This is a genomic window from Chryseobacterium bernardetii (genome assembly GCF_003815975.1).
Taxonomy (GTDB): Bacteria; Bacteroidota; Bacteroidia; order Flavobacteriales; family Weeksellaceae; genus Chryseobacterium; species Chryseobacterium bernardetii.
The window spans coordinates 2,444,761-2,471,109 of sequence record NZ_CP033932.1 but is presented as its reverse complement, the minus strand read 5'-3'; the positions used below and the strand labels follow the sequence as shown (position 1 = coordinate 2,471,109).

The 26,349-nt window shown below is 39.1% G+C and carries 22 protein-coding genes and 1 pseudogene; 4 read left to right on the top strand and 19 right to left on the bottom strand.

Translation table 11 applies throughout. The features are described 5' to 3' along the window. Positions 1–174: 174 nt before the first annotated feature. Genes EG339_RS11305 through EG339_RS11295 form a run of 3 tightly spaced genes read left to right on the top strand, consistent with a single transcriptional unit; the run spans position 175 to position 7,090 of the window. Entirely contained in the window at positions 175–3,183 is a 3,009-nt protein-coding gene (locus EG339_RS11305; RefSeq protein ID WP_082723085.1) for a SusC/RagA family TonB-linked outer membrane protein, read from the top strand. 11 nt (positions 3,184–3,194) lie between these two features. Continuing rightward, a complete protein-coding gene (locus EG339_RS11300; RefSeq protein ID WP_061084800.1) occupies positions 3,195–4,559 on the top strand; it encodes a RagB/SusD family nutrient uptake outer membrane protein in 1,365 nt (454 codons plus the stop codon). After that, the gene (locus EG339_RS11295) at positions 4,559–7,090 is read left to right on the top strand and encodes a S9 family peptidase (protein ID WP_061084801.1); all 2,532 of its coding nucleotides are present in this window, start codon (positions 4,559–4,561) and stop codon (positions 7,088–7,090) included. Before EG339_RS11300 ends, EG339_RS11295 begins: the two co-directional genes overlap by 1 nt. 15 nt (positions 7,091–7,105) lie before the next feature. Here the strand turns inward: EG339_RS11295 and EG339_RS11290 are convergent, their stop codons facing one another. The 16 genes and pseudogenes from EG339_RS11290 to EG339_RS11215 all read right to left on the bottom strand — a co-directional run bounded on the left by EG339_RS11290 (position 7,106) and on the right by EG339_RS11215 (position 20,569). Further along, on the bottom strand, positions 7,106–7,354 hold the full coding sequence (locus tag EG339_RS11290; RefSeq protein WP_061084802.1) for a DUF6520 family protein: 249 nt from the start codon (positions 7,352–7,354) through the stop codon (positions 7,106–7,108). A gap of 111 nt (positions 7,355–7,465) precedes the next feature. Continuing rightward, positions 7,466–8,950, bottom strand: coding sequence for a DoxX family protein (locus EG339_RS11285; protein WP_204991133.1), 1,485 nt, complete (start codon positions 8,948–8,950; stop codon positions 7,466–7,468). A 126-nt stretch (positions 8,951–9,076) separates the two neighbouring features. Beyond that, positions 9,077–9,847, bottom strand: coding sequence for a helix-turn-helix domain-containing protein (locus EG339_RS11280; RefSeq protein ID WP_112376462.1), 771 nt, complete (start codon positions 9,845–9,847; stop codon positions 9,077–9,079). A 270-nt stretch (positions 9,848–10,117) separates the two neighbouring features. Continuing rightward, positions 10,118–10,594, bottom strand: a complete 477-nt coding sequence (locus tag EG339_RS11275; protein ID WP_060868797.1) for a DUF3872 domain-containing protein — start codon at positions 10,592–10,594, stop codon at positions 10,118–10,120. A gap of 15 nt (positions 10,595–10,609) precedes the next feature. After that, entirely contained in the window at positions 10,610–11,167 is a 558-nt protein-coding gene (locus tag EG339_RS11270) for a conjugal transfer protein TraO (RefSeq protein WP_060868796.1), read from the bottom strand. 11 nt (positions 11,168–11,178) lie between these two features. Beyond that, a complete protein-coding gene (gene traN / locus EG339_RS11265) occupies positions 11,179–12,063 on the bottom strand; it encodes a conjugative transposon protein TraN (RefSeq protein ID WP_060868795.1) in 885 nt (294 codons plus the stop codon). A gap of 24 nt (positions 12,064–12,087) precedes the next feature. Continuing rightward, positions 12,088–13,419, bottom strand: a complete 1,332-nt coding sequence (traM, locus tag EG339_RS11260; RefSeq protein ID WP_060868794.1) for a conjugative transposon protein TraM — start codon at positions 13,417–13,419, stop codon at positions 12,088–12,090. Continuing rightward, positions 13,400–13,681 carry a nitrogen regulatory IIA protein gene (locus tag EG339_RS11255; RefSeq protein ID WP_060868793.1) on the bottom strand — a complete coding sequence of 94 codons (282 nt, stop codon included), beginning with the start codon at positions 13,679–13,681 and terminating at the stop codon, positions 13,400–13,402. Before EG339_RS11255 ends, traM begins: the two co-directional genes overlap by 20 nt. Positions 13,682–13,696: 15 nt before the next feature. Then, positions 13,697–14,119 (bottom strand): hypothetical protein, encoded by a 423-nt coding sequence (locus EG339_RS11250; protein ID WP_060868792.1) that lies wholly within the window; start codon positions 14,117–14,119, stop codon positions 13,697–13,699. Between the two features lie 12 nt (positions 14,120–14,131). Then, entirely contained in the window at positions 14,132–14,755 is a 624-nt protein-coding gene (gene traK / locus EG339_RS11245; RefSeq protein WP_060868791.1) for a conjugative transposon protein TraK, read from the bottom strand. A gap of 2 nt (positions 14,756–14,757) precedes the next feature. After that, the gene (gene traJ, locus EG339_RS11240; protein WP_060868790.1) at positions 14,758–15,783 is read right to left on the bottom strand and encodes a conjugative transposon protein TraJ; all 1,026 of its coding nucleotides are present in this window, start codon (positions 15,781–15,783) and stop codon (positions 14,758–14,760) included. 15 nt (positions 15,784–15,798) lie between these two features. Further along, entirely contained in the window at positions 15,799–16,431 is a 633-nt protein-coding gene (locus EG339_RS11235; protein WP_060868789.1) for a DUF4141 domain-containing protein, read from the bottom strand. 21 nt (positions 16,432–16,452) lie between these two features. Next, positions 16,453–19,028: pseudogene (locus EG339_RS11230) on the bottom strand (TraG family conjugative transposon ATPase). Further along, the gene (locus tag EG339_RS11225; RefSeq protein WP_061085371.1) at positions 19,025–19,393 is read right to left on the bottom strand and encodes a DUF4133 domain-containing protein; all 369 of its coding nucleotides are present in this window, start codon (positions 19,391–19,393) and stop codon (positions 19,025–19,027) included. Before EG339_RS11225 ends, EG339_RS11230 begins: the two are co-directional and overlap by 4 nt. Next, a complete protein-coding gene (locus EG339_RS11220) occupies positions 19,380–20,219 on the bottom strand; it encodes a DNA adenine methylase (RefSeq protein WP_164466433.1) in 840 nt (279 codons plus the stop codon). Before EG339_RS11220 ends, EG339_RS11225 begins: the two co-directional genes overlap by 14 nt. A gap of 41 nt (positions 20,220–20,260) precedes the next feature. Continuing rightward, positions 20,261–20,569 carry a DUF4134 domain-containing protein gene (locus tag EG339_RS11215; protein WP_061085369.1) on the bottom strand — a complete coding sequence of 103 codons (309 nt, stop codon included), beginning with the start codon at positions 20,567–20,569 and terminating at the stop codon, positions 20,261–20,263. Between the two features lie 563 nt (positions 20,570–21,132). On the opposite strand from EG339_RS11215, the gene EG339_RS11210 reads away from it, so the two are divergent. Continuing rightward, a complete protein-coding gene (locus EG339_RS11210) occupies positions 21,133–22,332 on the top strand; it encodes an alcohol dehydrogenase catalytic domain-containing protein (RefSeq protein ID WP_027374817.1) in 1,200 nt (399 codons plus the stop codon). Between the two features lie 115 nt (positions 22,333–22,447). Here the strand turns inward: EG339_RS11210 and EG339_RS11205 are convergent, their stop codons facing one another. The 3 genes from EG339_RS11205 to uvrA all read right to left on the bottom strand — a co-directional run bounded on the left by EG339_RS11205 (position 22,448) and on the right by uvrA (position 26,340). After that, on the bottom strand, positions 22,448–23,353 hold the full coding sequence (locus EG339_RS11205; protein WP_034722849.1) for a helix-turn-helix domain-containing protein: 906 nt from the start codon (positions 23,351–23,353) through the stop codon (positions 22,448–22,450). A gap of 114 nt (positions 23,354–23,467) precedes the next feature. After that, positions 23,468–23,722 (bottom strand): SemiSWEET transporter, encoded by a 255-nt coding sequence (locus EG339_RS11200; protein ID WP_027374815.1) that lies wholly within the window; start codon positions 23,720–23,722, stop codon positions 23,468–23,470. Between the two features lie 53 nt (positions 23,723–23,775). Then, positions 23,776–26,340 carry an excinuclease ABC subunit UvrA gene (gene uvrA, locus EG339_RS11195; protein ID WP_123870230.1) on the bottom strand — a complete coding sequence of 855 codons (2,565 nt, stop codon included), beginning with the start codon at positions 26,338–26,340 and terminating at the stop codon, positions 23,776–23,778. Positions 26,341–26,349: the final 9 nt, after the last annotated feature.

Sequence of the window (26,349 nt, the reverse complement as noted above, 5' to 3'; positions counted from 1 at the left end):
GGTTAGAAATAAATAGACCGACGGGCGCAACCGTCGGTCCCGTATCTAACTAATAAAACTTAACGGAATCATTAATTTTTAAATACATGCAAAAATATGAAAATTTTATGCACGGCCACCGTATTTCTATTATTCGGCTGGCAGGGATTTCATGCCCAACAAAACCTTTCACAAATGAAGGTAAATTTTGAAACTGGAAAAACTTCTGCACCTGAAGCAGTTGAAAAGTTTCTAAACGAAAATATCGCACGCTATAATTATTCAAATGATGATCTAAAAAATTATATCGTTCAACCTCTGAAATGTAAAAACGAGCCAGTTTTGGACTGTTTAAATAAACTATTGAAGGACATTCCTGTAGAAGCCTTAATTTATGAAAACAGCATTATTATCAGACCAAAAAAAATCAAACAAACAACAAATATCCAAGCATCTACGGTCAATTTAGCCAAAGTCGATACTATAAAGAATATCACAGATACACATGCAATAGAGGAAGTTGTTTTGAATGCGGGTTATTATAAGGTGACCGATAAAAAGCGAACAGGGAGTATTGCAAAGGTCACTGCAAAAGACATAGAGAATCAACCTGTAACCAACGTATTATCAACAGTTCAAGGACGCATGGCAGGAGTAAATATTATCCAAAACAGCGGTATTCCTGGAGGAGGCTTTGAAATTCAGATCAGGGGACAGAATAGTTTACGCACAGGATCTTTCACAGATCCAAATGGAAATGTTCCTCTTTATGTTGTAGATGGAGTACCATTTAGCGAGATATCAGCTCAAAAGTCACAAATTTCTTCCACAACTTTTCCGGGAGGAAATATAAATCCTTTAAATAGCATTAACCCAAATGATATAGAAAGTATTGAAGTATTGAAAGACGCTGATGCAACAGCTATTTATGGTTCCAGAGGTGCAAACGGAGTTATAATTGTCACTACAAAAAAAGGAAAAACGGGTAGAGTAAGTCTAAACTTTTCATCAAATTACGGGATCAGTGAAGCTGTTTCTAACCTTAAATTATTGAGCAAAGATCAATATTTAAAAATGCGATACACTGCATATAAAAATGACGGAATTACAACTATTCCCACAAATGCATATGATATTAATGGCACATGGGATCAAAATAATGAAACAAATTGGGTTAAAACTCTAATTGGCAAAAAAGCAACCCTGAATAATACGCAGCTTTCATTAAGCGGAGGTAGTGAAACTACAAACTTCATCTTAAGTCTCGGACATAATGAACAGACTACAGTGTTTGGACAAGGATTTAAATATAATAGCAATACAATCAATTCCAATATCTCGCATCGCTCAACTGATAGACGGTTTCTAATTAGTATCTCAAATATGTTTACGCAACAAAAGAATAATGTCTTAATGAACGATGTGACCAGAAATGCATATCTGTTGGCACCTGTTTCCCCTAAGCTATATAATGAGGACGGCTCTTTAAATTGGGCAAACAATACCTTTACAAATCCCTTAGCTGGTTATAATGCTTCCTATATCAACGACACAAAACTCCTCCAGAGCAATTTTAATATAGAGTATCGCCTTTTTGAAGATTTCAAAATTAAAGTAAACACCGGCATAAATTATACGACAATCGATGAAATGACTTTATCTCCAAACACTATCTATAGTCCATATTTAGCATCAGGACAGTCAAGTGCAAGTTCACAAACTGATAAAAAATCCCAACAAATTTTCTCTTTCATCTTAGAACCACAGCTGAACTGGCAGAAAAAGTGGGGCAATCATAATTTAGAAGCTCTTGTCGGAGGAAGTTTCCAAAGTAGCCAGAGAAATGTAGATGAAAGGTTAGGATTTGGCTTTGAGAGCAACCAGTTTATCACCAACATTGGAGCTGCCAAAAGTATTATGACCTTGGAAAACTCCGATATAGAATATCGTTATGCAGCGCTTTTTGGAAGGATTAACTATCAGTTTCAGGATAAATATATTATAAATCTTACCGGAAGACGTGATGGGAGCAGTAGGTTTGGACCAAATAATCGATTTGCGAATTTTGGTGCCATTGGTGCAGCTTGGCTATTCTCAAATGAAAATCTCTTCAAAAGAGTTGCTTGGCTGAGTTTCGGAAAGATACGAGCAAGTTATGGCGCTGCGGGCAGTGATAACATAGGGGATTTCCAGTACCTTAATAATTATACAGTATCATCATCATTAAATTATAACAACACAACAGGTCTTTCTCCATCCCGACTTTACAACCCTGATTATAGTTGGGAAGTTACCAAAAAACTTGAAGCAGCTTTAGACCTTGGCTTTTTCAAAAATAGGCTAAATCTTACTACAGCTTGGTACAAAAATCGCTCTTCGAACCAACTTGTCGGATACCAACTTTCATCGGTTACTGGCTTTACCAGTGTAATTGCAAACCTTGCAGCTACAATAGAGAATAGAGGTCTCGAAATAGAAATTTCAGGACGTCCTTTAGTTAGCAAAAATATACAGTGGGAATCTAGTTTCAACATTAGTTTTCCAAAAAATAAACTTTTATCATTTCCCGGTCTGGAAGGTTCTTCCTACGCAAATCAGTATGTAATAGGACAGCCTACAAATATTGTAAAACTTTACCAGCTAGAAGGTATTAATCCCGCAACAGGACAATATCAATTCAAAGACTTTAATGGTGACGGGAAAATTTCTGCGGCAGATGACCGACAGGTCGTTGAAAATATTGCCGTCAAGTATTTTGGAGGATGGAATAACACAATAACATATAAAAACTGGAGCCTTTCAGCACTATTTCAGTTTGTTAAAAAGAAAGGTATAAATTATAATTCATTGATGTCGATGCCAGGATTGATGAACAATCAACCAACAGAAGTCCTTAACGTTTGGTCAGCTGACAATCCCAATGGATTTTACATGCCTTACAGCACGATAAATTCGACTAGTCATACTTTATTTCGCAGCAGCACCGCGATTGTTTCTGACGCTTCATTTATCAGACTAAAGAATCTGCAGGTATCTTACCGAATTCCTTTAAGGGGCGAATTTCTTAAAAATGTTACCATATACTTCCAAGGGCAAAACTTATGGACATGGACAAAATTTTTCGGAGTAGACCCCGAAGCAGCAACACTCGGATACTTGCCTCCATTGAGAACTTATTCATTTGGTGCCCAAATTAACCTTTAAAAATTAAAAAAATGAAAATAATAAATCATATCATACTTGTTGCTACATCAATCATTGTGGCAGTTTCATGCGAGAAATTAATTGATGTCGATATCCCTAATAACCAGATTGACCGGGAAACAGTTTTCAAGGATGTACAGACAGCAAATGCTGCACTGGCAGCCATGTATGCCGATGTGTTGAAGAATTCTCCCATTGCCGGCGGCACCCTCGAAACATATTTAAGTGCATACACTGATGAACTTGATAATTATACGACCGTTGCATCCGATAGTAGAGACCTCTTTCTGAATCAACAAATTGATACCAACACTCTAATTTATAATGTTTGGTCAAGTGCCTATAAGCAAGTTTATGCAGCAAATTCTATTTTAGAAGGTGTACAGCAATCGACATCGATTTCCGCCCCAGATAAAAAATATTTAAAAGGCGAAGCACTACTCGTAAGAACAATAATGTTTTATTACCTAAACCAACTATACGGTGATATCCCCTATCCTGAAACCACAGACTACAAAATAAATAACATACTTCCGAAAACGTCTTCGCAACAGGTTCTACTAAAGATCGAAAGTGATTTATCAGAGACGTTGACACTTCTCAATGACGAGTATAGAAACACGGAAAGAATTTATCCAAATAAGATGGTGGCTCGTTTGCTTCTCGCAAAAGTATATATGGCAAAACAAGAATGGAATAAAGCTGAAATTATTCTTAAAGAAATTTCACAAAGTCCTTTATATCAAATGGAAAACGATATCACCAAGGTTTTTCAAAAAACAGGAAAACACATAATATGGCAACTAAAACCAAACAATAATCAATCATTATCACAAGCTTCAATATATTATTTTACGAACGCCGCACCTTCAACTTACGCCCTGTCAGAAGGATTAGTTACTTCTTTTGCAAATAGCGATCTCCGAAAACAACAATGGATGGCACCAGTAACATTTAATGGAAAAATATATTATAGAGCAGAAAAATATAAAAATAGAGGTGGTAACAATATGACTGAATATTCCGTAGTATTTAGATTAGAAGAAGTGTATTTATTGTTGGCCGAAGCACTTACTCAACAAGATAAAATTGGTGAAGCACTGCCATTTGTAAATGCCACAAGACTACGTGCACAACTTAGCCCCCTAAACTTGCCGATAACTAAAAATTTATTGCTGGAACAAGTCCTACTGGAAAATAGACGAGAATACTTTACGGAAATGGGGCATAGATTCCTTGATTTAAAAAGAACCGGAAACCTCAATATCCTTACTGCGACCAAGCCAAATTGGAAGGATTACCATAAACTTTGGCCAGTTCCTCAAAAGGAGATTCTACTAAATGCAAACTTAAAACCTCAAAATACAGGATACTAATGATTAAAAATATTTCAATATTATTATTTCTGCTATCCACATATTTTCTTGTACCCTCACAAATAAGAGAAGACACAATACTTAACTGGAAAAAGCAATTTGCAACCTTGGGCGGTGTACCATATATTTCCAATGAGGGAAGCTGGATCGGAATTAATAAGTATAACGCAGCTTTAAGAGATTCGTCCTATATTGTTAACACTCAAAATAATCAGGTACATAAGATTTTTGGAACTGGTCCGCTAGTTTTTATGAACGGAACAGGAGTATTAAGTAGAAAAGATAATAAAGTACAATTCCTCAATTTAATAACAGGCTCGACATACAGATACGATAAGGTTTTAAAATTCTGCCCGTTAGATAAACTTAATAGATACGCGATCCTAACAACCGACAAGCACATTCGTATTTACAGTTCTTTCGGGCAGCAGCTATTGGATATAAGTAATGTGGAAGACATAGCTTTCAGTGAATCGCTAAAAAGTATGTTTCTAAAAAGGAACAATTCAGGTAGGACAGAAATACTTGAAACATCTGGGGAAGTGACTAAAGTCATACATTTTACTGAAGGAGCAATTAAAAAAATGGAGCTCATATTATCCGCAAAATTAATCTCATTTACTGAAACTACAGTTAACAATGACCAGAGTGACAGATTAGTGGTCATGGATATACAAAGTACACCAAAAAACATATTGAATTTGGATATTCCAAAAAATTCGTCGGTAAAGTTTTCTGAAATACTTGATGGTAAAGCCCTGTTGATTAGTGCAAGAAAAAATTTAGACGAGCACAAAGATTCAATGGTTGAACTGTGGTACGGCAATGATCCATATATTAATGAACACGACCGAATTGTCTCTACTAGAAAATTTTGGTTATTCAATCCAGCAAATGCAGATTTGCAGAAAATTACGGTACCAGAAAATATTGAGGTCAATTCCATCAATAGTAGCCGGTATTTCTTAACCTATACGCCGCGGGCGAAGTATAATTACGTCACCAGTAACCCTGAGTTAAATGGAACCCAAATATTTGATCTAAAGAAAAATACTTACATCAATATTGGTGATTTGAAAGTAATTAAGCAATACTCACGAAGAAGTAGCAGAACTAAAGATTTAATTTCGGAAATCTTTGCCTCACCTGATGGCAGGTGGTTCATAGCTAGTCTTGATGGATTAAAATGGACATTATTTAAGGCAAATGGACAGAAAGAGTCATTGCTAGATGCCCAAGGATTAGGACAGCCCACATTCTCCCAAAATAGAAAAAACATCTATTTCGAGAGCAGCAATGGACTATGGATTTACGATATTTATCACCATAATCTACGTCATTCAAGTATTGGCATAGGTAAAGTGACAAAAATAAAAAATTGCACCATAAAACCAAGTGATCAGTACAAGACTTCAATCTCTTCTCTCAAAACAGAAGAAATTTTAGTCGAAATATATGATACAGATGAGAACATAGTTTCATACCAATTATTCAGGGACGGGAAATGGCAAGAGTTAATACCACCTACTAAAAATCGAATTGACAGCAACAATATGATTTTTAACACAGACATGACTACATTTTATACCGTTGAAGAAAATTATAACTTACCTCCTGCAATTTATACTTACAATATAAAACACCAAAATCATTTACTTTTTGATGGAAATATAAAGGATGTGCATGCAAAAAAATTGAAACAGGAGATCTATACTTATTCAGCCGTTGGTAGAAGACTTAATGGTATTCTCTATTATCCGCTAAACTTTGATCCTCGAAAAAAATATCCGATGGTCGTACATATTTACGAAATGCAAAGGGAAACATCCAATGAATATCTTTCCCCGAATAATCTGATGCCCGTCGGATTCCAAATTAGAACACTTATGGAAAGGGGTTATTTCGTGTATTTACCAGATATTGCCTTCGGTGAGCGAGGAACTGGTCTTTCGGCTTTGGAATGTGTTAATAATGCACTAGATCAGGTTCTTGTGAACCCTAATATTGATAAACAAAAAATCGGATTGATAGGTCATTCGCATGGTGGTTATGAAACAAATTTTATTGCGACTAATTCCTCCAGATTTACTACCTATATTTCTGGTGCAGGTAATAGTGATTTAATCAGATCGTACTATTCTTATAATACACAGTTCGTTAAACCTTTTTATTTCCAATTTGAAACAGGTCAATATGATATGAGGGTTCCAATTGTTGAGAATAAAAACCTTTATTTGCAAAATAGTCCGATTTTAAATGTTGAAAAAGTTAATGCCCCCATCCTTCTTTGGGCAGGAAAGAAAGATACAAACATACAGTGGGATCAGGTCATGGAATTCTACATAGGATTAAGACGCTATAATAAAAATGTAATTGCTCTCTTTTATCCAAATGGCGGACACGATTTAGTATTTGAACCTAAGGAAGCAGAAGATAGAAACAGAAGAATTTTGCAATGGTGGGACTATTTTTTGAAAGATCGAAAAGACGTTGCATGGATAAATAAACAAATAAGAAAGGATACCGAATAGGTATCCTTTTTTGAATTAAAGACTTCTGTGAAGTGCTGAAGAACAGGTTGTTTCATCAGGGCTTTGGAATTTGTACAATTGATTTATACCATCATCGTTCCAAGTACAAACTACATCACCTTGCTCATCACATTCTTGCTCCACCTGTATACACTGGCTTCCCTCGATACGATAAGTAGGCATTGCTTTACTTGCCTTACTACCTGCATAAGCACCACCAAATCCCATTGCTACAATAAGAGTTGGTAATAATATTTTTTTCATGCTATCATAATTTAATTGGTTATTGCCTAATCTGTTTCGGGGTTTTCGGCTAATTCCCTATATATCCTGATCCACCGGAAGTTCCTCGAACTACCGATTTCATTTTGAGTTCTATTTAAAAGCACCTTCTCTAATTTTATACCTCTGAATCTCATTGTCAACAAGTGCGTAAATATTACGGCCATCCGATACCAGAGAAGACATCCCCTTTCCATTTTTATTTCGGATGTAAAAGCTTCCTATATACCTTTGTTCGTCTGTTCTATAAACATCAATAATCGATGAATTTCTCCATGTACTTGAAGGTTCATATTTTCCCTTAAGGTTGGAACGGTTGAAGATAAGATTTCCAAACAGAGCAAAACCTCTGTTTACACTAAAAGGTGGAGCGTTCATTTTAGTCCTTCCATCAGATAACCTAGTCACTGAGATATTGGCAGTTCTTGTAGTATCGATAGTATTAAACCTATTTTTTATATTAAACTTACTGTCAAGTACAATAAATTGATTGCGATAAAAATATGTATAAACCATATTCCCCGATTCAGGATCTGAAATAAGTAAGCCATCAACATCAAAAACACCATCTATCTGCTTTTGAAGAACCTCATTTTTTAATTCAGCTTTTGGCTCTCTATTTAAATCAAGTGAAGCGATTGTATACTGATTATCAAGTTTTCTTTGTGTTCTAACTCCAAACTTCGCTGAATCCAGAACAGTTAACTGGTTGAAAAAAGCATCGCCATAACTAATAGTATGTGCAACAGAATCCCCAAGTTTGCCCCTGTAAATAACAGGAACATTACCATCATACAGATAGAAATACGGAGATTTAATTTTTAGCTGTAAGCTTTTAAAAGCATGGTCTGTGTTATCAAGTTTAATTTTTATTCGAGTAAAACTCTGCAGTCCACTATCAATTTTTGAAATAAAAAGTGGTGCTGTAACATTTCCCAAATATATGTTTCCATCAGCCATACCTGCAAAATAGTAGGAATTTACTCCTAGATCAAGCACACCATTCTCAAATATAGGGTGCTGCAAAAATCTACGCGTAAAGTTGTTTTCTTTTTTAATAATGTTCTCTGACGAAAGAAACATAAGGATAACAATGAGACAGCTTATTATAGTCGTGGTACCGGATAATAATAAAGTCTTTAATGTTTTGCCGCCACCCTTTCTGCTAAGTACAAAAATTCCAGTACCAGTTATTAAAAAGAAGAAAATATTAAATAGCAAATGTTCCTCCCAGCCAAGCTTTTCAAGAATACCTCCACAACTACAGGGTACAAAATCACTAAATTTCAAAATTAGAAAAATATAAATAGTAAAGGCTGCCAGTAGGCCAAGTGACGCATACAGACCAAATACTCTTGTGCTATCGATACAAAGCAAAATAGCCACAAAAATTTCTATTGCAATTACACCATAAGAGATAATTCCGGAATATGCACTTAACAAGGGAGACTGAGCAAGCTGGACCTGAAAGTTCTCGAAGTCGAGTAACTTACTACCAGCAGCATATACAAAAAGTAAGGCCAAAAGAATGCTGACTATGGTTACGAAATGCGTTCTTATAAATCTTACAACTATCATAATTATCAGTATTGATTAATAACAAAGTTATAATCCATACCAATACCTATAATTACAATCTTATGTCTTAATAAATAAAAAATATATTAAAAAGTTTTAATTCCATCGATAATAAAAATATGTAACTTAATGGTTCGCCAATCGTGGAATATCAGATAAACTAATTCCATAACTTAAAAATGTTCTATGCATGTTTATATAATTACTAAATTTATTACGAAACGCTATTTCTTTCAAGGTGAGCCTAGTAAAAATAATATCCCCAACAGCTTCGATCATTTTAATTTTATTAAAGAAACTATAAAAAGTATCTCCCCAATAAATTTTAGAATCTTTTTGAACGCGATTATAATTCAGACCTTTTTTAGCAACTATCTCACGGATAGAACTCATTTCGGTCGGATCAAACTCATTTAATATTTCAACCAAATACGAAAGATGAGAAGGAGCCATATTAATAGCCTGTTTGGGCATAGAAAATTCGGATAAATGGATCATTACTTTCTTCCCATTTTCTGTCCAGGAGAAACCACTTGCTAAATAGAGGTTGGTCGAATCAAAATAGCGTACATGGATAGGTACAATATTTTCGGCATTTTGTAAATCTTCCTTCGTAAAACAATATAAAACTTCTTTAACCATAGGATCATTGTCTCGGAGCTCATAAAAAAAATCATAAGTCCCTGTAAGGCTCCTTCTACTATATTGAACATTGTCAGGTAAAAGCCCGATTTTTTGCAGAAACGTTACATAAAAGTCGCTTAATTGCTTAACCTCGTCTGTCAGTAAATTGATATTATCTGCACATATCAAAGATTTTACCAATGGTAATCGTGAAAAACTATGCATATTCTGCATGGCCATGTCATTAAACAGTGTAATTATGTGTGTATTCATCTTTAGTCTGTTTTAGTTAAGAAAATAGACCAGTGGCGGGATAGGGCAATTAATATTTTCGTATAGTGTAATTTATAGTCTACAGTATTATAAATCTAACATTTTTACCCTAATAAAGAAATATTTCAATGTAATAATACTATCTCACTTTCTTAAGTGTACATTTTCATATTATTTGTAACAAAAAAAGGACAGCCACTGGCTGTCCTAACGAGCATGCTCTCACTCTGGTAGTGTAAGGCATTACCCCATAAAAATCTAATTGTGATATTATCTAACCGGCCCGATAATGATCGGACCTAATTTTTTGTTATTGAACTGAAAAGAAATTTGCTTTTCATTACCAAAACTATCCACGATCCAAACGTCAAATTGCTGTGAAACTAAAGATTGTGACGTATAATACAATCGAAATTCTTTTTCGGTCAGCGGATAAAGATCGTTAGGTAAGTAAGGTTTATAACCTGAATAATTTAAACTACCTTCTCCATCGTTCTGAAAATAACGTATCCTGTAGGTATTACCTGAATAATTTCCATTTGAAATTATTGAAAATCTGATTTCAACACTTTCACCCATCCCGATTTCCTTCGGCACCGGCATAACTTTCACCTCAAAAGGAAAAACTTCCTGCACATCCAGAACCTCTTTATCACAGCCTGAAAGTAACCCTACGCCTAAAATAGCAATAAATCCAAGAAAAACCGATCCTATCGACATTTTCCACTTATCTAATATATTTTTCATAATATTTTCTGATTTTCAAAAGTTAAAACGTAAGCCTACGCCGGTGGAGGGTCTGAATTTCTCAAGATCAGTACCCCACAATACCCTGATACGTCCTTGTAACATGAATACGATCCGGTCTGAAAGATAGGTTTCCAGCGACAATCTCCCGCCAGTCCCAAAAACAAATCCATTATTGTTTTTTAGCAGGCCTCCATCAAAAAGGACGCTATCGCCTCTATTGACGGATTCATAGCCAGCAACTCCTGTTACACCTCCATTCAGCGTAATAAATTTCCTTGAATCCGAGAGAAGCTTAACACTATACCCTATCTCTCCAAGAAAGTCCTCCAAAGGGATTTCCGAGTTTTTATAGTCTACGGTCTTTCTTTGATATTCCAGTCCCCAGATCCAGTAGTTGCCATGTTTTGCAAAACTGTTCAGTGTCAGATTTAGATAGAAATTTTTGCCTACCCCCTCTGTATTTAGAAGTCCCGAGTTAATTTCCAAAGATTTCTGCTTATACACCATTCTCTGAGCATGTAATTTGATACTCAAAATGGCCAGTACCAAAAAGATGATATATTTTTTCATAATTCGCTGCTTTATTGAGTGACTTTAATCTTCATTTCAGATACAGGCTTTGCGGCAACCAGATCCGAATTTTCAATTTCCAGAACCTGGTTCCTTGCACCATTCCTTTCAAAAATTTCAATTCTGAGCACCTGTTCATCGGTGATTGTGAACTGATCCAGAAGTATGACGTTGCCAGCGACTGAATTATCCGAAATGACTTCAAGACCGGGATACTGTCTTACCGGAACCAATTGCTTTTCCTCAGACACCGTTCTTTTCGCAATCTGTTTATCTACGATCTTGTACGTGCAAAAATCCACTACAAATGGCACATTTGATCTGTTCTTCGCTTCAAGATGAAAATAAAACTTTCCATTGTGGACATAAATCCCTTTCAGTATTGACTGAATGCCATAGGATCTTGCAGCGATGTGCCGTACATATCTTTTATTCTGCTGATAGATGGTTTTCAGTACAACTTCTGTCAAAGAGGGTGGATTAAAACCAAGTTCTTCAAACTGAACGTTTCGTCCTTCGCTGCGCTCAACATCTTTTTTCATTTTCTTTAGATCATAGCTTAAGGTAGATGGATCAGCATTATAAATAACATTAAAGCTATAAAATTGCCCATCCTCGGTAATGACACTAAAGTTGGTTTCCTCAGCGAAATCCTTGACTGCGGCCTTTATACGCAGCACGTTCTGTGCATCCTCAGCTTTTTCCGCAATCAGATAATTCGATCCCAGATCCGTGTACCTGATCGCAACCGGAAAAATCAGGTGGCAGGTTTTATTATAGGTAACTTCCAACCTATAAGGTTCGACCCTTCCCGCTTCAAGTGACTGCTGCCCAAAAGTCTTGATAAACAGTCCTACAAAAAGCAGGATCATAAGGATATTTTTTTTTGATATCATAGTATGATTATTATTGTTATTATATTACTTTTTTGTCAACAGCAGTACCGGATGACCTGATCGTACTGTTACCTTAACAGCTCTCAGCTTCTTAGAAAAAAAGCCGGAAACTCCCTGTATCAAGCCCCTACTCAGATCACTGGCCACCTGTTGTCCCGCTGAACGCGACATCGAAATATTCATTCCGGAACTTTGGCTCATGTTAGCCGCTATTTCTCCTGCGGCATTGATCTCATCTGTTCGTGGGACAAGTAGCCCAAGCTGACCGTCCGTGCCATAGACTAGAATCTCAACCGGAATTATATTTCCGGATACTTCAACTGCGCTGATCTTTAGCTGCAACCTGTTTCCCTGAAATTTGGTATCGGCAACAAGCTCGGTTCCTTTGGGAACATGAAAACCACCAATGGTAGCATTTTCGGATAACCTCAACTTCAGTGACCCGTCGCCTGATAATGTTTTTGTTTCCATCACCATTGCACGTATACTATTCCTGACAATATCGCTTTGGGCAACTTGTCCGGGCGTGATAAAGCCCATGTTACGCTCTGCGATCCCATTTAAAATTTCCGATGCGTCCTCTTCCCGGTACAAGGCTGATACCACACTCTTTTTAACACCCTTCAAACTTTCGGTTTTCTCTCTCGTGCTAGGCAAAGAAACTTTTTTAATCCATATTGAATCCATATTTTGACCGATGTTAACTGCAGGAGCACCGTGACCGGTACTAGCCGACGGTAGGTATCGGGAAGCCATTTCATATGACTTTTCCATAAGTACCAGTTGATCTTTGTAAGTGGGTGCCTGCGGAACATTTTTTTCTGAAAGGCGATCTTTGAGTTCATCAACCTGTTTCCGCAACGCCAGCTTTTCGCTGTCATCGTCACGATAAAAGGAGCCCAGGGTTTGCTGTGCATTCTGATAGCTGCTCAAAGAACTATTCTGTGCACCACTCTTCCCATATCCCCCAGAGTTGTCTGCAATAACCTTTGAAACTGCAGCTTCACCGTTAACCGATGTATCACTACGATCCCAATAATCCGACAATGACATCAGGGAATTTCGCTTCGCAGCTTCTCTCTCCTCAACCATTTCCTTCTCATAAGCTTTCTGTTTATCGGCCTGCAAACCCTTGTCCGTAGCTTCGGGGACAGCATTCTTTAAACCTTTGTCTTTATTTTCCTCAACACCATTTTTAGGCTTAAATATTAAGTAAAGACAGGCGATAAAAACGATTGCCATTAGACCAAAGATGATCGGCTTTTTAAGCTTTTCCCTACTTGTCTTTTCCTTTTCACTTTTTTCAGAATCATCATCCACAATCAGGCTGATCCTCTTATTCTCTTTCTCTTCCATTGTATATAGTTTTAGGATTTCTAACAGAATCTTTCATAGAAGATTCATTATGAATTACTGCGGGCACCTCGATATGGCTTATATCGATTTTGTCCCCTTTTCCCAGATTATAAAATACCTTCACCAATACACCTACGCCCATAAGCAAGTAGAATGCGAATAGATAAAGTACGTATCTGATCTGCTTTTTGACGGGTAAATTCCGCCATCTCAGATCGAGCTTCTCAAGCTCATTATCAATTGTTGTTCTAATATTTTTCATTATGTCAATTTTGAACTAAAAACGTCTACCTCTTTTAAGGGTAGAACTTATTTTCCTAACCTCTTCACAGACCATTTTGATAGCCTGATCCCTGGTTGGCAGTGCATCAATCGCAATGTCCATAAGTTTTTTTTCGCTGATACATTTTCCAAAACGATCCTTATGGATAATCTCCATGATATCAATAGCAAATTTGCCATTGTCATTTTCTAACGATATCAAACACTGAATACTCGGTTTATTTTCACCGTTCCAGTCTAAGTAGGTTTCGAGTAAAACATTCTGATCAAAACCAAATTCAGGATCAAGGCTTTCCAGAAATCCTCCCAAACTGTCCGCTAGTTTTCCAGGATAGCCCGCCTGTGTCATAAAATATCCATTGTAGCCCTTATCCGTAAGAATCTTAATAAACTCTTCCAAATCACAATTTTTCTTCATAAGTCAGTACATCTATCGCTCGATTACTTCCTCATCCTTATTGGAAAGGACTGAGAACTTCAAAATCTGAAAACCCTGTGGATTACTGTCAGATCGTACACTATTCAATAAGTTGCAGGAGGTGACAAGACTTCTTCGGGTAAGATTGCTCGATCTGATGATGAACTGTTTAGCATAGGTGGTTACAGAATATGGATACGTATTAAAATCACAGACCACACTATCCACTTCAATTCGTTGCTGAATGTTTCCTGAAATAATCCTGTTATAATACCCCTTTTCTGAAAGATCCCTGTAATAATCAAATGCACTTTTGTCTGCCAGATCGAATGCCCGTTTCATATTGCTTTCAATCGCAGCCTTATCTGGTGCCAACGTGAAAAAGAGTTCATGAAATCTCCTGACGTGCTCGCGGGCTTCAACAGGTCGATTGATTGCGGCATCCTGGGAAAGTGCCAACATAAGTGATTTTCCGTTGTCCAATACGTAAATCTTTTCACGTTGCAATGCAGCGAAAGAATAAGACTTCCAAACCGCAAATGCTGTTATACTCAGGCACATTACTGCAAAGACAATCGCGTACAGCCGGATCTGCTTGAAACTATTTTCGATGTTTCTTAAAGTTTTGAATTCCATAATCAATTGCTTTTTTGTCCTTGTCCACTACTCTTATTATCCAGTAGTTCGCCACCAATATTTCCCACTGCTGCTCCAGCCGCAGCTGCACCAACATTTCCCGTACGCATGGCCGCTTGGCTGACATTGCGGGTAAAGTTTCCGGCCCCGCCAGCCTGAATAATCCAGCTTGTCACAGTTGGAATGGTAAAGTATCCAACAATTCCGATGATCATAAAAATCAGGTAAACACTATTCTCGGGATCTGGAACAAATGAGGGATCACTTAACAGTTCTATATCCCGCTGTACACTCATGGCGTTTATTTTCGCAAGCATGGCACTGAAAAGATCGGCCACAGGCAGCCACAGATAAACGCTTATATATCTGCTGAGCCATTGGGTAAGAGTGCTCTGAAATCCATCCCAGACGGAGATGGCAAATGCAATCGGCCCCAGTATCGAAAGAACGATTAAAAAGAAAGTCCGAATAGTATCCACGACCAGTGCCGCAGCCTGAAAAAGTAGTTCAAGTATTTCCCTTAATTCTTTTTTGATTTCCTGCTTGATATTGTATACAGCCTGATCCCGGTACATACTGACCATCGTTGCGATATCATCAAATGACCATCCCAGATCATCGAGCTTTTTGTCAAACTCCTCATCGGAGACCAGATAGGCAGTAGCAGGATTCCGTAACATCGCTTCCTTTTCCAGTACATCTTTTTGCTGTTGCAAGGTATTAAGATCCAGCACCTGACCTTCAAGCATAGAATGTGTCCCCTTAACAATTGGGCTAAGTACCCCGTTAATTGTCCCTAAAACTATTGTAGGGAAAAACATAATGCACATGCCTATGGCAAATGGTCTTAACAGTGGAAAAACATCTATTGGCTCTGCCCTACTTAATGCCTGCCAGACTTTTAATGCCACATAGAACAGAGCTCCCAGACCAGCCACTCCTTTTGCTACCACAGCCATCGTTTCCGAAAGGGGCATCATTTCATCGTAGAGACCTCTTAGGATCTCATGTAAATTGTTAAATTCCATAACTTTGAGAATTTATTACCAATATTTTTGACTAGCAGTTCCATATAGATCCATGACGCGCTTGGTGTCATTTTGCTTTTTAGCTCGTAAGATGCTGACAGAGATATTTTTATTGGTGTAATATCTTACCAGGCTATGGTATTCTTTAACCTCTTTATACACACGGTCAATAATCTCCATACGCTCCTTATCATTCAGTGATAAGCTGCTTGAACTAACAATCTGCTTTAATTCTTTAAGCAGTTCGGTACTCTCGTTTAGCAGTGATGAATAACCGTTTCCAATTGCCACCAGCTCTGCGGCAGAGAAATTTTTGTCGTTCAGCATGCGGGAAAAATTATTCACGTACATATTACTGACATCACCAACCAATAAAACTGTCTGTTGAACTTTTCTTGCATCCTTGACAAGATTGTTGACTGCTTTTAGTTTGTCGTAATATTCTTTTCCCTGGTCATACACCTTTTTGACTTCGTTAAAATTCTTCACCACATTACTTACAGTATTTGAGGTCTGTACAATTTCGTTTGCACTGTTCAGAACCCCTGAAATCAGATTTCCTGGATCTGTTACTACCCATTGTGCATTTGCTTTGTGTGATAGGGTAATTGCCATTACCATAAACACGGTCATTAATAAATTTTTCATTTTTTAAAATTTTTAGGATTTTTATTTATTCTGATGGTCCAAGAGTGATAAACCCTTGATCTTTTTCAGTGATATTTTTTTGATGGCGGCTTCAACATCCCCGCCCATTTCATGCGCTAGATCCATCACTTCCATTTTCTCCGATTCCTCCGTGGTGTATGCCAAATACTCCTGCTCGCTCACTTCTGTCGCATAGACCGCTGAATGCGTTCCTCCAAGTCCTATCCATACTTCCTTATACTTGCGCTTTGGGTCATTGTCCTGATTGATCGAAAGTATCTGCGATTTTTCCCGTTCTGTAAGCCCGAGCATATTCTGGATCTCGTCAAATTTATTGGCGTATTTCCGCTGGTCGAGTAGTATCTTGCAGTCACTGTTGTTGATGATTGTTTCCTTGACTATGGGAGACTGTATGATATCATCCACTTCCTGCGTAACCACAATCGCCTCACCGAAAAATTTCCTGACGGTTTTAAACAAATATTTTAAATATTCTGCCATCCCCTCTTTAGCAATGGCCTTCCAAGCCTCCTCTATGAGTATCATCTTACGGATACCTTTTAACCGACGCATCTTATTGATAAAGACCTCCATAATGATGATCGTAACCACAGGGAACAGTATTTTGTGATCTTTGATCGCATCAATTTCAAAGACAATAAATCTCTTATTAAGCAAATCGAGCTCTTTTTCTGAGTTTAGTAAGTAATCGTATTCACCACCTTTGTAATAGGGTTCCAGCACATTTAAAAAGTTCGCCAGATCAAAATCTTTCTCACGTACTTCTTTGTCCTGAAGAATCTTTTTGTAGTCCCCTTTGATATATTCGTAGAAAGCATTGAAACAAGGTCTTTCAGAACTATTCTTAATTCTTTCGATATATCCTGCGACTGCATTGGAGAGTGCCACTTCCTCACTACGTTTAGGAGCTTCGTCGTCCCTTTTCCATAATGTGAGGATCAAGGTCTTAATGCTTTCTCTTTTCTCGATATCGAAGACATTATCTTCGGTAAAAAAAGGATTGAATGAGATCGGGTTTTCCTCGGTATAGGTGAAATAAACCCCGTCTTTTCCCTTAGTCTTACCTTTGATCAGTTCGCAAAGACCCTGATAAGAGTTACCCGTATCAACTAATAGCACATGAGTTCCTTGCTCATAATACTGTCTCACCATATGATTGGTGAAGAATGATTTTCCACTTCCATTTTTTGGGTGGGCTGGCGGGCTACTCAATTAAGAATAGCCCGCCAACCCCCAGATGGCCCTAAGATGAAACGGTTTCTATTCGTGATAATCCCCTTTTTCATGGGAAGATCACTGATATCCAAATGCACCGGTTTCCCAGTCAGCCTGTCCGCAAGCTTGATCCCAAAAGGAGAAAGTGAATTCTGATAGTTGGTCTCCTGCGTAAAAAAACACAATGCCGGTTCGATGAAAGTGTAAAAGGATTCTTCGGCAGGAAAATCTCCGGCATTGCCCGGAATTCCCGCCCAATATAAAGTGGCAGCATCTACGGTATTATGACGGGGCTTACATTCCATTAACGCAAGCGCACTTCCGACATCATTTTTCAGGTTGCGTAGCTCCTGGCGGTCTTCACTCCACGCAAATACATTATAATGAGCCCGGATCGATGGTGAACCGTGGGAGTGTGCTTCATTCAGATAACGCTCTATCCATTCTTTATTGATCTGGTTCGCCCGGCTATAACGTGCCAATGAGTGCATATTTCTGGCGGACTTCTCAAATTTCTTAAGGTTTTCAGAACTATTATCGATGAACAGGTACTGGTTATAGATGTGGTCACAGCTCAGCATCAGCCCCACAGGACTGGCAAAAGACAACATACAATCACTGCGATCTGTGGAAAGCCTATCATAGCGATTGCAGTCTGAAACAGCTCCCGGAAGATCGTCTGTACTGGATAAGGTATGAAGTACCATCCTCTTACTTCCTATCCTAAGTTCCTCTGCTCCCAGAGCCATATCCTGCAGAACGGGATTGGCATCACGTGACAGTGTAAAATACTGTTCAAGGATTCCGGTTTTCCCTTCGCTCCCCAATATTTCAGCTTCACCCAGCTGATCCATTGTTATATGACCACTGTCATTGATGATACGCTGGAACTGGCTTACCGATTCCAAGAAACGCCGCATTCCTTCCTTATCCCTTATTTCTTTTGGAACAAGATTGCCCCTGCACAAACTGCTAAAATTGCTCTGGGACTGCATCCTTGCTTTTGTGGTCTTTGTAAGGAAAATATAACAGTAGTGGTTCAGAAACGGCCGCTCATTAAAATGCAGCTGGAAAGAACGCGACAAAAAACTATGTTCAATTCTTTCAAGATCCGGCTGATAGTTTTCCTTTAAATACCAGTCCTGTTTGTGCAGGATACTATAATCAGGCAAAGTCTTGATCGCTTTACTCCATGAGGAATGAATGGATTCGTATACATCCGTGCCCACCGTAAAAATTTCCGGTAGCCTTACACGGAAACACACCGTAAGGTCTCCTTCTTTCGATATAATACAATCGTTCTCAATTGCAAGGAGGGGAAAACGGCTTTCTAACGTAGTTGTTTTAGAGATATTTCTCATGATAGCCTTGAAGATTTAGTGTTAAAATTTTGGATTTTCTCACCTTTTGCAACCGAGTATTTAAGGTAAGATTGTACAGGTTTACGGGTGATGATAAATTGTGGATGCTTTCTTTTCGCACCTAGCTTCATCAGCCCATGTTCACCGTACTTGTTGTTCAGACTGAAAGTTTTCCAAACAATCAGCGATGCAGAAATACAGCCGACCGAAAGGCAGATATACATATTTACGTCAGCCATGTACAGCACCATAACCAGGATCAGGACCAATAACAATCCTCCGGCAAATCCGAAGAGATACTGCGCTTTCAACCCTTTAAATTCGACTGTACAGCCGATACCTTTATTGATGTTATAGGTTTTCATGTTCTTGGGATTTAAAGTTTAGGGTCCCCTGCACGATAGCAAGGTCATAGTTGGCGGTCAGCACTTCGATCTTTTTCTTGGGTACTTTTCCGGAATGTTTATCGACCAGTACATCTTTCTGCATTTTGACAGTGTGCCAATTAAGATCCCGGCTAAATTTGTTCAGGAGATCACTGGGATAACTGCTCAATAGAAATTTGCCTTTTGCACGGGACAGGCATAATAGAAGAGATTCAAAATCATGTTTGCTGTACCCGTCGTAATGACCGCAGTCACTGTTAAAATAAGGCGGATCACAATAGTGAAAAGCCTTTTCATGATCTCTTGAATTAATAATCCGAATAGCATCCGTATTTTCGATCTGAACATTCTGAAGTCGTATAGCATATTCCTCGGAGAATGATGCTCGCTTATTACTCAATCTTCTAGTGGAAGTCTGATCCCGAACATCATAACCCCATGAATCACCGATCTTTGCGCTGAAAGACTGATTGCATAGAACCCAGACTGCCCAGGCTCGTTGTAATCTGTCAAAGAGATGGGGATTGTTATAGATCACCAGCGCATCGCTATGAAGGGATCTACTGTGAAGCGTTATTCGGATCATTTTTTCCAGTTCAACAAACTGATTTTTGACCATCTCGTAAAAATTGATCAGCTCACGGTTGTAATCGTTGATCACCTCAACCTCAGACCTTGGTTTTGACCAGAATATCGCTCCTCCCCCAACAAACGGTTCAACGTAGGTATAATGGGGTGGAATAAGCGGTATAATGATCTTGGCCAGCTGTTGCTTTCCGCCATAATACGTCAGTGGCGTAACCATCTTATTTTTTGCCATAATTGAAAAAAATTAATCGGGTTAGCCTAAAGGAAAAATGATCGCAAAATGGTCGCAGCGACAATCAGGAATATACAGGCGCCGAACCAGCTCGCCGCTGTCTTTGAAGTGTCAGGGTCACCCGAACTGAATTTGTTGTACACTTTAACACCTCCGATCAGTCCGACCACAGCACCGATAGCATAGATCAGCTTTGTTGCCGGATCAAAATAGCTTGTAACCATCTGCGTGGCTTCCTGGATACCTGCAGCACCATTTCCCTGCGCAAAAGTCCCATTGCTGATAAGCGAAATAAACAGCAACGCCAGCAGAATTTTTTGTCTTGATTTTTTCATGTTTCATTACATTTTAAGTTTGTAATACCCGCCTATGCGGGCTTGGAAACAAAGGTGTTGCAGATAGTATCAGAGTTGGGGGCTGGTGGTATGAGAGGTACTAAGTTTGCCGTTGTTTTCCTAATGTGAGTACCGGGAAACAAAAAAACCGTCAGGCTTTAGAAGCTGGCGGTTATGCATTTTTTTGAAAATGATTCCAGTAATTTCTTTTACTGATTCATATCTTACTTATTCGCGTTTAGTATTCATTACAGATTTGGTTTATCCCAAAAATAAAATTCTGGTAAGTCATTATTCCCAAACATTACTGGATAAATTTTATACTAAAATCTTACAAAAATAGGTCTCGCTCCATAAATTATAAGTGCTTTAAAAAGCAAGGTTTCTACTATTCTCATCATAACTGGATCACAGAACAATAGAACGATCCTTGATATTAGAATAAGCATTCTCCGTTACTGAGTTCAACATGTTTTATCGGACTAAATATTGCTTAATTTTAATATATAATCCTCACAGAATGAGGGAATACAAACATTTATAAACCATCAAAATAAAACATTATGGCTAGTAACAGAGGAGTGGTCTACAAAGGCCCATGGAACTTAGAAGTAAATGAAATTGCCTATCCCACATTCCAGAACCCCAAGGGAAAGGACATTCATCATGCGGTAATCATTAAAGTGGTCTCCACAAATATTTGTGGCAGTGACCAGCACATTTTTAGGGGACGTTTCTCAGTACCTGTGGGACACGTATTGGGTCATGAAATCACAGGCGAAGTAGTTGAAATTGGAAAAGACGTAGAATTCATCAAGGTAGGTGACATCGTTTCAGTCCCTTTCAACGTTTCCTGCGGACGGTGCAGAAACTGTAAAAATGGAAATACCGACGTCTGCGAGACCGTTAATCCGGATGCTCCTGTTGGCGCTTATGGGTTTGACCTGGGAGGCTGGTTAGGTGGCCAATCTGAATATTGTCTTATCCCCTATGCTGACTTTCAGCTCCTTAAGTTTCCAGATAGAGAACAAGCGCTGGAAAAGATTTTAGATCTCACATTAGTATCTGACATTCTCCCAACAGGATATCATGGCGCGTATGCTGCTGGTGTTACAACAGGATCTACTGTTTATATTGCTGGTGCTGGACCAGTGGGACGCTGTGCTGCAGAATCAGCAAAGCTTCTTGGAGCTTCCTGCGTTATTGTGGGAGATATGAACAAGGAGCGGTTGGAACTTGTCAAACAGGCGGGAATGGAAACTGTTGATCTTACCCTTGATGCCAGTGTAGCAGAACAGATCGAACAGATTCTCGGAGTACCGGAAGTGGATGCCGGTGTGGATGCCGTAGGTTATGAGGCACATGGACATGGTGATGAAGACTACAAAAAAGAAAATCCCAATGCAGTTATCAATGATCTTTTCGATGTTGTCCGCGCAAGCGGAGGTATAGGGATTCCAGGTATCTATACTCCTTCTGACCCAGGAGGACGTGATGAGAACGCTAAGCACGGTAAACTGACTGTCGACTGGGGAAAAGGTTGGCTTAAGTCATTGCATATTCAAACGGGAATGGCTCCAATTGGACGTTACAACTATCAAATTATGCAGGCCATTCTATGGGGCCGTATCTCGATGAAAACGATCATGAACCCGCAGGTTATCAGTCTTGACGAAGCACCACAAGCCTATAAAGACTTTTCGGATGGTTCAAGCAAAAAGTTTATTATCGATCCACATGGCATGATAAAAAACCGTTCGTAAACTCATGTAGAGCGAAAATAAAAAGTAAAGGTGGGGCATCGAATAAATGTCCCACCTTTTTTTAATTTCTCAGCTTAACCAATTACATACCTATTTAACGCGCACTTTGCGTTAATCAGTGTCTATATTGGCCCGGAGAAAGCCCCTCAAGCCTTTTAAAAATTTTAATGAAATGATTCACATTATTAAAACCTGATGCATAACAGGCTTCGGTCACAGTAACGGAACTGTCAGCCATTATTTTTTTTGCATGGTCTATGCGTGTACGCAGAACAAATTCCAGTGGAGTTATGCCCAGTATATTTTTAAAATATTGATAAAAAGATGATTGGCTCAAACAGCATTCTCTTGCCATCTTTTCAACAGTTATTTTTTCCGTAAGATGCTTATGCACATAATTGATTGCCGGTTGAATTCGATTGTCATACATTGATTGATTGCTGTTCACTGACAAACGGTTCTGGGTCTGAAGAAGCCTTAATAGAAGTACTTTAAGAGACAGGTCCGCAATTGCCTCTTTTGCAAAACCTTCCTCCATACTAAGGTTAACAAGCTTATTGAGACTTGCTACCAGCTCCATGCTATTCTCGAAATGCTGATGCGAAAAATCAAGTTTCCATTCAAAAGGTGCCTGATGATTTGAATATCTCTCATTTAGATAGTCAAGATTTTTGTGAACAGTATTCCAGTCCAGTGTAAGAGTGATACATTGCACGGGACGATTTTCATCTGCGTCTGGAAAACCTACATTCATGGTTAGTCCGTCAGGAAGGATCACACTTTGACCGGGCAGAAAGTCAAATGCCTCCTGACCCTCCACGGACATCACTTTTTTACCTCTCATCATACTTGAAACCACCAATCCACCACTATATGAAAGTATTACATTGTCACTTTTATGAAATGTTTCAAATATGTTGAGCTCACAGTTCGGAAGATTAAAAGTCCTCCGGTGCTCCAGTCTGGAATCCAATTTAGAACTGTCGCTTAAATTTACGGGAGTTATCCGATAAGATTTCATACTTAAGTCTTTATATATTTACTATTGACCAAATAAAATTTACTTAATCCCAATTTTCGCAGCCGCCAGATTTGATCGCAGTGTGCCATACATTTCGGATCTGCACCTGTTAAATCACTTTCTGGAAATAATACAGTAAGCCAGGAGGGATAAATTGACCAGAACGGCAAAGGCATTCGATAGGATGATCTGCCAATCTTGTTTCATGATTCCATACCAGACCCACAGGGAAAGGCCTGAAAGTAAAACAATAAGTGTTAAGATTGAAATGTCATCCGCATTTCTGGTTCTTATCACCTTTATCAATTGGGGCATCATTGCAAATGAAGTTAAGACACCTGCAATGAGTCCAATTACGTCTGTATTCATACGACATATTTATTTTGTTAATAGCGGACATTTCGTCCTTTAATTTTCATTTTTTAAACATAGGCAGCCAAATATTTAGCTGTTTTGCTTTGCTTATTCTTAGCTACATCCCTGGGAGCTCCTTCAGCAATTATCTTTCCGCCATCTTTACCCGCACCGGGTCCCAGATCTATAACCCAGTCACTGGAAGCCACAACATGCATATCATGTTCAACCGTAATCACCGTATTTCCGGCATCAACCAAAAAATTCAGCTGACCTATCAATTTTTCCACATCAGACGGATGCAGTCCTGTCGTTGGTTCGTCCAAAACGTACAAGGTTTTCCCTTTTTGCGTACGCTGCAGTTCCGATGCCAATTTGATACGCTGTGCTTCTCCCCCGGATAATTCTGTGGCTGGCTGTCCAAGACGTATATAACCCAAACCGACCTGTCTGAGGACTTCAAGACTTTGCCTTAAAGACCTGTCGCTGCTGAAAAAATCCCAGGCCTGATCCACAGTCATGTCCAAAACTTCGGCAATATTTTTATCGTCATACTTTACTTCCAGTGTTTTGTCATTATACCGGGTTCCCTTACAGGTCGGACATGGTGTATAAACACTGGGAAGGAATAACAGTTCTACCATAACAAATCCTTCTCCTTTGCAGTGTGCACATCGTCCCTTGGCTACATTAAAAGAAAAACGTCCCACATCATACTTCCTTTTTTTGGCTAGCTCAGTTTCAGCAAATAATTGCCTTACCCTGTCAAACAGCCCCGTATAAGTTGCCAGATTTGAACGTGGTGTTCTGCCAATTGGCTTTTGGTCAACTCGTACCAGCCGTTTGATGTGTTCCATGCCGGTTGTGATAACGCCTGAAGTATGAATATTGGTTTCCTGTGATAGTTCAGGCTGTTCATCACTACTTTCCTCCATATCCTGTCCCAAATAATCCGATATCAGCTCTACCAGTGCCTGACTTACCAGACTGCTTTTACCTGACCCTGAAGTACCTGTAATACTGGTGAGAACGCCCAAGGGAATTGACACGTCCAGGTTTTGGATATTATTTCTGGTGACATTGATCGCACGCAGCCAGTGTTCAGCTTTCCTGACAACCTCTTTGGTGACAGGAACCGGATCAATATAATGACGGGTTACCGACCTTTCTACAGATTGCAGTCCTTCCAGGGGACCGCTATATAATATTTCCCCGCCATTGGCTCCCGCCTGTGGCCCAACATCCACAACCCAGTCACAATGCCGGATAATGTCCACCTCATGCTCTACGATAAACATTGAATTGCCTGCATCTTTCAATTTTATCAAAACAGCCAACAAGGCTTCTGTATCTGCAGGATGAAGACCCGCAGAGGGTTCATCCAGAACGTAAATTACGCCAAACAGATTTGAGTGTACCTGTGTCGCCAGCCTTAACCGCTGTAACTCGCCGGGGGAAATACTTGGCGTGCTCCGCTCCAGCGAAAGATACCCCAGACCGAGATCAATCATGATTTTTAGCCGTGCAACGAGATCGATCGCAATATTTTGGGCAACGATAGCTTTCTCAGGATGTTTATCCTTATCTTTAGATAAAAATCTACCTTCCGCATATGGGGTAAAAATGGCCATCAGCTGAGATAACGACTGATTGGATAGATCAGCGATGTCGAATCCCTCAAATTTTACAGCCAAAGATTCTTTTTTTAATCTCTTTCCGTGACATTCCGAACATTCCGTATTCAGCATATACTGTGATACCCGCCTCTTCATCATCTGACTGTTGGTATTTGCAAATGTTTGCAGAACATAGCGTTTGGCACCGGTAAAAGTTCCCATATAACTTGGCGGCAATTTCATTTTCACTGCCCGGTTTACCTCCGCTGCAGACAGCCCTGAATAAACGGGTACTGTAGGTGTTTCATCGGTAAACAGGATCCAGTCCCGTTCTTTTTTCGGCAGATCCTTCCACGGCTTATCGACATCAAATCCTAAAGTCATCAAAATCTCCCGGAGATTTTGCCCTTGCCAAGCCGAAGGCCAGGCAGCCACAGCCCGTTCACGTATTGTCAGGGAATCATCCGGTACCATCGATTTTTCTGTGACATCGTAGATGCGTCCGATACCATGGCATACAGGACATGCTCCTTCCGGCGTGTTGGGAGAAAATCCTTCTGCATAGATGATAGACTGTTTGGGCGGATAATCCCCTGCCCGGGAATATAACATCCTCAATAAATTGGAAATAGTCGTTACACTTCCCACTGTAGAGCGGACGGTAGTTCCTCCCCTGCTCTGTTGCAGGGCAACAGCCGGGGGAAGTCCATGAATGGCACTGACTTCCGGAACATTCATTTGATTAAATAAACGTCTTGCATAGGGTGAAACTGATTCCAGATATCTTCGCTGTGCTTCCGCATAGATCGTACCGAATGCAAGAGAAGATTTACCGGAACCCGATATCCCCGTAAACACGACAAGTTTATTTCTCGGAATATCGACATCAACATCTTTTAGATTGTGTTCCTTGGCTCCCCTGACACGTACAAAACCCTCGAAATTCTGTTCGCTTGGACTTTGATCTGAAAGGCCTCTCTTATTAGAGCCTTCTGTATTTTTACCAAAAATTTTCATAAAATAATG

What these genes read in the sequence shown, in the direction of transcription:
- EG339_RS11300 (WP_061084800.1), top strand. Translation starts at nt 3,195, where the DNA reads ATGAAAATAATAAATCATATCATACTTGTTGCTACATCAATCATTGTG.
- EG339_RS11210 (WP_027374817.1), top strand. Translation starts at nt 21,133, where the DNA reads ATGGCTAGTAACAGAGGAGTGGTCTACAAAGGCCCATGGAACTTAGAA.
- traM (WP_060868794.1), bottom strand. Translation starts at nt 13,419, where the DNA reads ATGGAAGAGAAAGAGAATAAGAGGATCAGCCTGATTGTGGATGATGAT.
- traJ (WP_060868790.1), bottom strand. Translation starts at nt 15,783, where the DNA reads ATGGAATTTAACAATTTACATGAGATCCTAAGAGGTCTCTACGATGAA.
- EG339_RS11250 (WP_060868792.1), bottom strand. Translation starts at nt 14,119, where the DNA reads ATGAAGAAAAATTGTGATTTGGAAGAGTTTATTAAGATTCTTACGGAT.
- EG339_RS11200 (WP_027374815.1), bottom strand. Translation starts at nt 23,722, where the DNA reads ATGAATACAGACGTAATTGGACTCATTGCAGGTGTCTTAACTTCATTT.
- traN (WP_060868795.1), bottom strand. Translation starts at nt 12,063, where the DNA reads ATGATATCAAAAAAAAATATCCTTATGATCCTGCTTTTTGTAGGACTG.
- EG339_RS11280 (WP_112376462.1), bottom strand. Translation starts at nt 9,847, where the DNA reads ATGAATACACACATAATTACACTGTTTAATGACATGGCCATGCAGAAT.
- traK (WP_060868791.1), bottom strand. Translation starts at nt 14,755, where the DNA reads ATGGAATTCAAAACTTTAAGAAACATCGAAAATAGTTTCAAGCAGATC.
- EG339_RS11305 (WP_082723085.1), top strand. Translation starts at nt 175, where the DNA reads ATGAAGGTAAATTTTGAAACTGGAAAAACTTCTGCACCTGAAGCAGTT.
- EG339_RS11290 (WP_061084802.1), bottom strand. Translation starts at nt 7,354, where the DNA reads ATGAAAAAAATATTATTACCAACTCTTATTGTAGCAATGGGATTTGGT.
- EG339_RS11225 (WP_061085371.1), bottom strand. Translation starts at nt 19,393, where the DNA reads ATGAAAACCTATAACATCAATAAAGGTATCGGCTGTACAGTCGAATTT.
- EG339_RS11285 (WP_204991133.1), bottom strand. Translation starts at nt 8,950, where the DNA reads ATGATAGTTGTAAGATTTATAAGAACGCATTTCGTAACCATAGTCAGC.
- EG339_RS11275 (WP_060868797.1), bottom strand. Translation starts at nt 10,594, where the DNA reads ATGAAAAATATATTAGATAAGTGGAAAATGTCGATAGGATCGGTTTTT.
- EG339_RS11215 (WP_061085369.1), bottom strand. Translation starts at nt 20,569, where the DNA reads ATGAAAAAATCAAGACAAAAAATTCTGCTGGCGTTGCTGTTTATTTCG.
- EG339_RS11205 (WP_034722849.1), bottom strand. Translation starts at nt 23,353, where the DNA reads ATGAAATCTTATCGGATAACTCCCGTAAATTTAAGCGACAGTTCTAAA.
- EG339_RS11235 (WP_060868789.1), bottom strand. Translation starts at nt 16,431, where the DNA reads ATGAAAAATTTATTAATGACCGTGTTTATGGTAATGGCAATTACCCTA.
- EG339_RS11255 (WP_060868793.1), bottom strand. Translation starts at nt 13,681, where the DNA reads ATGAAAAATATTAGAACAACAATTGATAATGAGCTTGAGAAGCTCGAT.
- EG339_RS11295 (WP_061084801.1), top strand. Translation starts at nt 4,559, where the DNA reads ATGATTAAAAATATTTCAATATTATTATTTCTGCTATCCACATATTTT.
- uvrA (WP_123870230.1), bottom strand. Translation starts at nt 26,340, where the DNA reads ATGAAAATTTTTGGTAAAAATACAGAAGGCTCTAATAAGAGAGGCCTT.
- EG339_RS11220 (WP_164466433.1), bottom strand. Translation starts at nt 20,219, where the DNA reads ATGGTTACGCCACTGACGTATTATGGCGGAAAGCAACAGCTGGCCAAG.
- EG339_RS11270 (WP_060868796.1), bottom strand. Translation starts at nt 11,167, where the DNA reads ATGAAAAAATATATCATCTTTTTGGTACTGGCCATTTTGAGTATCAAA.